Genomic DNA, 1,109 nt, shown 5'->3' with positions numbered 1-1,109 from the left:
CGCACCCATGGGGCTGTGCCTGCCACCATCGCCATCCTGCAGGGTCGTCTCGAGGTCGGCATGACCCCGGCCGAGATCACCAAACTCATAGAGCCTGAAAAAGCCTTGCCGGTGGGCGATGCCAACGAGCAAGTGCTCAAGGTCATCCACGCCCGCAAGCGCGAAATGATCGAGAAAGAATGCGCGGGCCTGATCGAGTTCATCGAGCCCAAGCACGGCCTGGCGGCAGTGGGCGGGCACGAGAACATCAAGCACGAGTTGCTGGCCATTGCCAAAAACCTCAAGGCGGGCGAAACCACGCTCACCCCCATGGGCCTGCTGGCCGTGGGCCCCATGGGCTCGGGCAAGACCTTTGTCATCAAGGCGTTTTTGAAAGAAGCCGGGCTGTCCGCCGTGGCGCTGAAGAACTTCCGCTCCAAGTGGGTGGGTTCCACCGAGGCCAACCTGGAGCGCGTGCTGGCCACCGTCAAGGCCATGGGGCCCATCGCGGTGATCATCGACGAAGGCGACCGCAGCTTTGGCTCCGGTGGCGGGGAGGGGGGGGACGATGGCACCAGCTCGCGCGTCATCGCCCGGCTCAAAGAGTTCATGGCCGAAACCGAAAACCGCGGCCAGGTCTTGTTTGTGATGCTGACCAACCGCCCCGACAAGCTCGACAGCGACATCAAACGCCCGGGCCGACTCGACCGCAAAATCCCGTTCTTCTACTGCGACTCGGCGGCAGAACGCGCCCAGGTACTGCAGGCCGTGCTGGGCCGCTACGGGGAACCCTGCACCGCCAGCACCGAGGAATTGCTGGTGCTGTGCGACACCCTGGGCGGCTACTCCAATGCCGACCTGGAAGCCCTGGCCCTGCTGGCCGTGGAGCTGGCCCGCAACCAGGCCAGCCCCCTGGATGCCGCCGTGCTCGCTGCCGCCGCGCTGGACTTCATGCCGCCGCAAGAGCGCGACATGATCGAATTCATGGAGCTGCTGGCCGTGTCCGAAACCTCGCGCCGCAGCATGCTGCCCAAACGCTACCGCGACATGGCCGTGGCCGACATCCAAAGCAACTTGCTGGCCGCCAAACGGCGCGCCTTGGCCCGCTAATACAACCCCTCAGGAGACCC

The 1,109-nt window shown here is 65.0% G+C and carries 1 protein-coding gene; it reads left to right on the top strand.

Going from position 1 to position 1,109, the window contains the following annotated elements:
• The coding region (locus AC097L_RS25775) for a pseudouridine-5'-phosphate glycosidase (protein ID WP_479589540.1) at window positions 1–1,089 on the top strand (1,089 nt) is incomplete at its 5' end.
• Window positions 1,090–1,109: the final 20 nt, after the last annotated feature.

The sequence above is a fragment of the Rhodoferax sp. RT5P35 genome (genome assembly GCF_056521385.1).
Note: the sequence above shows the minus strand (reverse complement) of the source record. Positions and strands in the feature narration are given on the sequence as shown.